Genomic DNA, 7,802 nt, shown 5'->3' with positions numbered 1-7,802 from the left:
CCGCGGGTGGATCTGCCGACGTATCCGTTCCAGCGGCGTCGTTACTGGTTGGAGCCCGCGACCCGTACCGGTGACGCCGGCGGCCTCGGCCTGGCTGCCGTCGAGCACCCCGTGCTCGGCGCGGTCGTCGCCCCGGCCGACTCCACCGGCCTGCTGCTCACGGGCAGCCTGTCACTGGCCACCCACCCGTGGCTCGCCGACCACGTCGCCCTCGGGACGGTGCTCGCGCCGGGCGCGGCCCTGGTCGAGCTGGCGATCCGCGCGGGCGACGAGGTGGGGGCGAGTGCGCTCGACGAACTGGTCGTCGAGGCCCCGCTCGTCCTGCCCGAGCGCGGCGCGCTCCAGCTCCAGGTGGCCGTGGGCGAGCCGGACGGCAACGGCCTGCGGTCCGTCACCGTCCACTCGCGTCCCGCCCCGCCGGCAGGCGGTGGCGAGCACGCCGACCGATCGGCGGATTCCGCCGCCGACCGGTCGGCGCACTCCGGAGCCGCCGGCGACTGGACCCGCCACGCGAGCGGCCTGCTCTCCACCGCGCCCGTCGCCGCCGAGCTCTTCGCCTGGCCGCCCGCCGACACCGCCGAGCGCATCGCCCCGGAAGAGGCGTACGCGCTGCTGGCCGCCGTCGGTCTGGACTACGGGCCGGCCTTCCGGGGCCTGCGGGAGGTTTGGCGGGAGGGGTCGACGCTCTACGCGACGGCCGCCCTCCCGGAGCAGCTCACCGCCGACGCCGCCCGGTTCGGGCTGCACCCCGCCCTGCTGGACGCGGCCGCCCAGCTTCCCGCCCTCGACGGCGGCACGGACGGCGGCGCGGACGGAGACCCGAGCGGTGCCGGCGTCCGCCGGCTGCCCTTCGCCTACCGGGGCGTCACCCTGCACGCCTCGGCCGCGACCGAGCTGCGGGTGCGGGTCACCGCCACCGGGCCGGACACCTACGCCCTGGAGGCCGCCGACCCCGAGGGCCGGCCCGTGGTCTCGGTCGCCTCGCTGATCACCCGGCCGGTCCGGGCCGAGCAGCTGGGGGCCGTACCCGCCGTCGGCCGGGACACCCTCTTCGCCGTCGAATGGCCCGCGTCGACGGCGGGTGCCTCCGACGAGTCCGCCTGGGAGGTGCTGCGCGCGGAGGGGGACCTGGCCGTGACGCTGGCGGCCGTTCAGGGGTGGTTCGCGGACGAGTCCCGTGAGGGTGTCCGTCTGGTGGTCCTGACGCGTCAGGCGGTGGCCGTGGACGAGGGGGAGACGCCCGACCTGGCGACGGCCCCCGTCTGGGGCCTGCTCCGCTCGGCCCAGTCCGAGTTTCCGGGCCGGATCGTGCTCGTGGACACCGACGGCGCCGCGGCCTCCGAGGCGGCCCTGGCCGCCGCCGTCGCCACCGGCGAGCCCCAACTCGCCCTGCGGGACGGCGCGATACGCGTCCCCCGGCTGGCCCGGGTGACCGTTCCGCCGCAGTCCGAGGCGCACCCGTGGAACCCGGACGGCACGGTTCTGATCACGGGTGGTACGGGGACGCTGGGGGCGATCCTGGCGAGGCACCTGGTGGCCGAGCGGGGGGTGCGGCATCTGGTGCTGCTCTCCCGGCGGGGCGAGCGGGCGCCGGGTGCGGCCGAGTTGCGGGAGGAGCTCGTCGCGGCGGGTGCCTCGGTGACGATCGCCGCCGCCGACGCGGCCGACCGTGAGGCGCTGGCCGCCGCGATCCGGGAGGTTCCGGCGGGGCATCCGCTCACTGCGGTGGTCCACACGGCGGGTGTCGTGGACGACGGGATCCTGACCGCGCTGACGCCCGAGCGGCTGGCCGCGGTGTGGGCGCCGAAGGCGGACGGGGCCCGGCACCTGCACGAGCTGACCCGGGGCCACGACCTGGCCGCGTTCGTCCTGTACTCCTCCGTCGCCGCCGTCCTGGGGAGCCCGGGGCAGGGGAGCTACGCGGCGGCGAACACCTATCTGGACGCGCTCGCCGCCCACCGCCGGTCGATCGGCCTGCCCGCCCAGTCCCTGGCCTGGGGCCAGTGGGAGGAGGCCAGCGGCATCACCGGCCACCTCGGCGCCGCCGACCACGCCCGGCTGGCGCGGTTCGGCATCCGGCCGATCGGGTCCGCCGAGGGGGTCCGGCTCTTCGACGCCGCCCAGCGGCTGACCGACCGGGCGACCCTCGTGCCGTCCCCGCTGGACCTCGCCGTCCTGCGCGGTCGCACCGCCCCGGTGCTGCTGCACGGTCTGGTCCGCCCGGCCCGGCGCACGGCCGGCGCCGGCGGACCGGCCACCGCGCCCGGCGAGGCGACGCTCGCCCAGCGGCTCGCCGCCCTGCCGGACGACACCGAGCGGCAGGCGGAGCTGCTCCGGCTGGTCCGCGCGGAGGTGTCCGCCGTGCTCGGCACGGACGCCGAATCGGTGGGCGCCCAGCGGTCGTTCACCAGCCTGGGCCTGGACTCGCTCACCGCCGTCGAGCTGCGCAACCGGATCACCGCGGCCACCGGGCTGAGGCTCTCGGCGACGCTGGTCTTCGACCACCCGAACCCGACCGCCCTCGCCGACCACCTGCGCACCGAACTCCTCGGCGCCGGCCTCCCGGCCGCCGAACGCGCCGACACGGCCGTGGCGTTCCGGCAGCAGACGTCGACCCGGTCGCGCGTCGACGAGCCGATCGCCATCGTCGGCATGGCCTGCCGCCTGCCCGGCGGAGTCGCCACGCCGGAGGAGCTGTGGCGCCTGGTCGCCGAAGGCCGGGACGCCGTCAGCGAGTTCCCGGACGACCGGGGCTGGGACCTCGACGCGCTGTACGACCCGGACCCGGACCGGCCCGGCACCTCGTACACCCGGCACGGCGGGTTCCTGGAGCGCCCGGCCGAGTTCGACGCCGAGTTCTTCGGCATCTCGCCGCGCGAGGCGCTGGCCACCGACCCCCAGCAGCGGCTGCTGCTGGAGACCAGCTGGGAGGCGCTGGAGAGCGCGGGCATCGACCCGGCGACCCTGCGCGGCAGCCGGACCGGTGTCTTCGCCGGCGTGATGTACCACGACTACGCGCCGCGCGTCCGTGAGGTGCCGGCCGAGCTGGAGGGCTGGCTGGGCAACGGCACGGCGGGCAGCGTGGCGTCCGGCCGGATCTCCTACTCCTTCGGGTTCGAGGGTCCGGCGGTCACGGTCGACACCGCGTGCTCCTCCTCGCTGGTCGCCCTGCACCTGGCCGCGCAGTCGCTGCGGTCCGGCGAGTGCGACCTGGCCCTGGCCGGGGGCGTGGCCGTGATGTCCACCCCGACCACGTTCGTCGAGTTCTCCCGGCAGCGCGCCCTCTCCGCGGACGGCCGCTGCAAGGCCTACGCAGGCGCCGCGGACGGCACCGGGTGGGGCGAGGGGGTCGGGCTGCTGCTGGTCGAGCGGCTGTCGGACGCGCGGCGCAACGGGCACCAGGTGCTCGCCGTGGTCCGCGGCAGCGCGGTCAACCAGGACGGCGCCTCCAACGGCCTCACCGCGCCCAGCGGCCCGTCCCAGCAGCGGGTGATCCGCCAGGCGCTGGCCAACGCGGGTCTGGGCACCGCCGACGTGGACGCGGTCGAGGGCCACGGCACCGGCACCACGCTGGGCGACCCGATCGAGGCGCAGGCCCTGCTGGCCACCTACGGGCAGGGACGGCCGGAGGACCGGCCGCTCTGGCTCGGCTCGCTGAAGTCCAACATCGGGCACACGCAGGCGGCGGCCGGCGCGGCGGGCGTCATCAAGATGGTCCAGGCGCTCCGGCACGGCGTCCTCCCGCAGACCCTGCACGTCGACGAGCCCTCGCCGTACGTGGACTGGTCGGCGGGGGCGGTGGAACTGCTCACCGAGTCCCGGGAGTGGCCGGTGAGCGGGCGCCCCCGACGGGCGGCGGTCTCCTCGTTCGGCGTCTCGGGCACCAACGCGCACGTGATCATCGAGCAGGCCCCGGCGGCGGTTCCCGCCGAGCGCGGCACCGCGCCCGCCGTGCTGCCGTACCCGGTCTCCGCCCGGACGGCCGGGGCGCTGCGGGCCCAGGCGGCCCGGGTCGCCGAGCTGCTGGCGGTCACCGACCCGTCGGCCACCGGCGGCGGGGAACCCGCCACCGACGACCGGGAACCGGCCGTCGGCGACCACGCGGTGGACGTCGCGAACGCCCTGGCCACCGCGCGGGGCGCGCTGGAGGAGCGTGCGGTCGCCGTCGGCGACCCGGCCGCGCTGCGTGCGCTCGCCGCCGGGGACCCGGCCGCCGCGCTGGTCACGGGCAGCGCCGACGTGACCGGCCGGACGGTGTTCGTCTTCCCCGGCCAGGGCTCCCAGTGGGCCGCCATGGCGGTCGAACTCCTCGACACCGCACCGGTGTTCGCCGCCCGGATCGAGGAGTGCGCGGCCGCCCTGGCCCCGCACGCCGACTGGTCGCTGGTCGACGTCCTGCGCGGCGCCCCCGGCGCCCCCGGGCTCGACCGGGTGGACGTGGTCCAGCCGGTGCTCTGGGCGGTGATGGTCTCGCTCGCCGAACTCTGGCAGGCGCACGGCGTCCGCCCGGACGCCGTGGTCGGCCACAGCCAGGGCGAGATCGCCGCGGCCGTGGTCGCCGGCGGCCTCTCGCTGGCCGACGGCGCCCGCGTGGTCGCCCTGCGCAGCCGCGCCATCCTCGCCCTCTCCGGCGCCGGCGGCATGGCCTCGGTCGCGCTGCCCGCGGCCGAGGTCGGCGAGCGGATCGCGGCCTGGGGCGAGCGGCTCTCCGTCGCCGTGGTGAACGGCCCGTCGGCGACCGTGGTCTCCGGCGAGCCGGAGGCGCTGGCCGAACTGGTCGCCGGCTACCGCGCGGAGGACGTCCGGGCCCGGCTGATCCCGGTCGACTACGCCTCGCACTCCGCCCAGGTGGACGGACTGCGGGCCGAGTTGCTCGACCTGCTGGCCCCGGTCCGCCCGCGGACCGGGGAGGTTCCGCTGCTCTCCACGGTCACCGGCGACTGGTTCGACACGGCCGGGCTGGACGCCGGGTACTGGGTGACCAACCTGCGCGAGACGGTCCGCTTCGAGGACGCCACCCGGCGGCTCGCCGAGACGGGGCACACCGTGTTCGTCGAGGTCAGCCCGCACGCCGTGCTGACGGTGCCGATCCAGGAGACCCTCCAGGCGGCCGATGCCGCCCGCCGCTCGGTGGTGGCGGGCACGCTCCGGCGCGACCACGGCGGGCTGGACCGGTTCCTGCTCTCCGCCGCCGAGCTGTGGGTGCGAGGGGTGCCGGTCGACTGGCCGGGACTGTTCGCCGCCGCCCGTCCGCGCCCGGTCACGCTGCCCGCCTACCCGTTCCAGCGCCGGCGCTACTGGCTGGACGCGGTCGTGACCAACGCGACGGTGACCGCCTCCGTGGCCGGGGCCGGGACGGCGACCGACGGCCCCGCACCCTGGGTGGCCAGGCTGGCCGTGTTCGACGAGCCGGCGGCGCGCGCGGCGGCGCTGCTCGACCTGGTCCGCCGGGAGGCCGCCGCAGTGCTCGGCCATGCCGACACCAGCGGGGTCGCCCCCGACCGGGCGTTCCGGGAGCTGGGGCTCAGCTCGCTGACCGCCGTCGAGCTGCGCAACCGGATCGGTGCCGGGACCGGCCTGGACCTGCCCGCCACGCTGGTCTTCGACCACCCGACGCCGGCGGCCGTCGCCGAGTACCTGATCACCGAACTCCCCGGGGCCGGGGCGGGGCCGGAGATCGGCGCGCTGGCGTCGTTGGCCGCGCTCGAACGGGCCCTGGCCGGCCCGGAGGACCCGGGGGTGGAGCGCGCCTCGGTCCTGGCCCGGCTGAAGGCGCTGGTCGACCGCTGGGACGTCGGCCCGGTGGACGGGGCGATCGGCGGCGACGGGTTCGACGAGCTCGACCTGGAGAACGCCACCGACGAGGAACTGTTCGCGCTGATGGACCGCGACGCGTCCTCCTCCGACACCCACTGACGGCCGTCCGGCCCCCTGTGACCACCCGAACGACCGTGATGCGAGAGGCACCGATGTCGAACGACCAGAAGCTCCGCGACTACCTGAAGCGCGCCTTGGCCGACGCCCGCCAGGCCAACCGGCGGCTGGAGGAGGTGGAGCGGGCCAAGCGGGAGCCGATCGCCATCGTCGGCATGGCCTGCCGTCTGCCCGGTGGGGTCGGCTCGCCCGAGGACCTCTGGCGGCTGGTCTCGGAGGGCGTCGACGCCATCACCGAGTTCCCCACCGACCGGGGCTGGGACCTCGACGGGCTCTACGACCCCGACCCGGACCGGCCCGGCACCTCCTACACCCGGCACGGCGGATTCCTGGACACCACGGCCGAGTTCGACGCCGAGTTCTTCGGCATCTCGCCGCGCGAGGCGGTGGCCACCGATCCGCAGCACCGGCTGCTGCTGGAGACCGCGTGGGAGGCGTTCGAGCGGGCCGGGATCGACCCGACCTCGCTCAAGGGCAGTCGGACGGCCGTCTTCGCGGGCCTCGCCGGGACGGACTACACGCCCCGGCTCCACGACGCACCGGGCGACCTGGAGGGGTACCTGGGCATCGGCGGGCTGGACAGCGTGGCGTCCGGCCGGATCTCCTACACCTTCGGTTTCGAGGGTCCGGCGGTCACGGTGAACACCGCCTGCTCCTCCTCGCTGGTCGCCCTGCACCTGGCCGCGCAGTCGCTGCGGTCGGGGGAGTCGGACCTGGCGCTGGCCGGCGGGGTCAGCGTGATGTCGACGGCCCAGGGCTTCGTCGAGTTCTCCCGCCAGCGCGGGCTCTCCGCCGACGGCCGCTGCAAGGCCTTCGCGGCGGACGCGGACGGCACCGGCTGGGCCGAGGGGGTCGGGCTGCTGCTGGTCGAGCGGCTGTCGGACGCGCGGCGGCTGGGTCACGAGGTGCTGGCGGTGCTGCGCGGTTCGGCGGTCAACCAGGACGGCGCCTCCAACGGCCTGACGGCGCCCAACGGCCCCGCCCAGCAGCGGGTGATCCGGGCCGCCCTGGCGGACGCCCGGCTCGCCACGGCCGACGTGCAGGCGGTGGAGGCGCACGGGACGGGCACCCGGCTCGGCGACCCGATCGAGGCCCAGGCCGTCCTGGCCACCTACGGGCAGGAGCGCCCGGCCGAACAGCCGCTGCTGCTGGGCTCGTTGAAGTCGAACATCGGGCACACCCAGGCGGCGGCCGGCGTGGCCGGGGTGATCAAGTCGGTGCTGGCGATCCGGCACGGCGTGCTGCCGCGCACCCTGCACGCGGAGGAGCCGACGCCGTTCGTCAACTGGTCGGCGGGCGCGGTGGAACTGCTCACCGAGCAGCGCGCGTGGCCGTCCGTGACCGGCCCGCGCCGGGTCGGCGTCTCGGCCTTCGGCGCCAGTGGGACCAACGCGCACGTGATCATCGAGCAGGCGCCCGAGGTGCCGGCCGCGGCGGAGGAGACCGCTCCGCCGGCCGGGACCGGGACGGACCCCGAGACGGGCCCGCCGTCCTCGGTGCCGTCCGTGGTGGTTCCGGCTGTGGTGCCGTCCGTGGTGCCGTTCGTGGTGTCGGCGCGTTCCCCGGAGGCGCTGCGCGAGCAGGCCCTGCGGATCGCCGAGTCGGCCGACGCGGCCCGGACGCGGGGCGGTGACGGCCTGGTCGACCTGGCCCGCGCCCTGGTCACCACCCGGGCGAGCTTCGAGGAGCGCGCGGTGGCGCTGGGTGATCCGGCTGCGTTGCGTGATCTGGGGGGTGTGGAGGTCGTTCGCGGTACTGCGCAGGCTGGTGGGTTGGCGTTCCTGTTCTCGGGTCAGGGGAGTCAGCGGGTGGGGATGGGGCGTGAGTTGTATGCCTCGGAGCCGGTGTTCGCTGCTGCGTTCGATGCG

At 76.5% G+C, this 7,802-nt stretch carries 2 protein-coding genes; both read left to right on the top strand.

Annotated elements, in window-relative coordinates; translation table 11 throughout:
- A partial coding sequence (locus ACFWIC_RS40235; protein WP_380522093.1) for a type I polyketide synthase occupies positions 1–5,916 on the top strand: 5,916 nt, incomplete at its 5' end.
- 53 nt (positions 5,917–5,969) lie between these two features.
- Positions 5,970–7,802, top strand: a 1,833-nt coding sequence (locus ACFWIC_RS40230) for a type I polyketide synthase (RefSeq protein WP_380522091.1), incomplete at its 3' end; no start/stop codon positions are given.

This window comes from Kitasatospora sp. NPDC127035, from assembly GCF_042726075.1.
In the GTDB taxonomy this organism is placed as follows: domain Bacteria; phylum Actinomycetota; class Actinomycetes; order Streptomycetales; family Streptomycetaceae; genus Kitasatospora.
The sequence above is the reverse complement of the archived record's forward strand: the minus strand, read 5'-3'. Positions and strand labels throughout refer to the sequence as shown.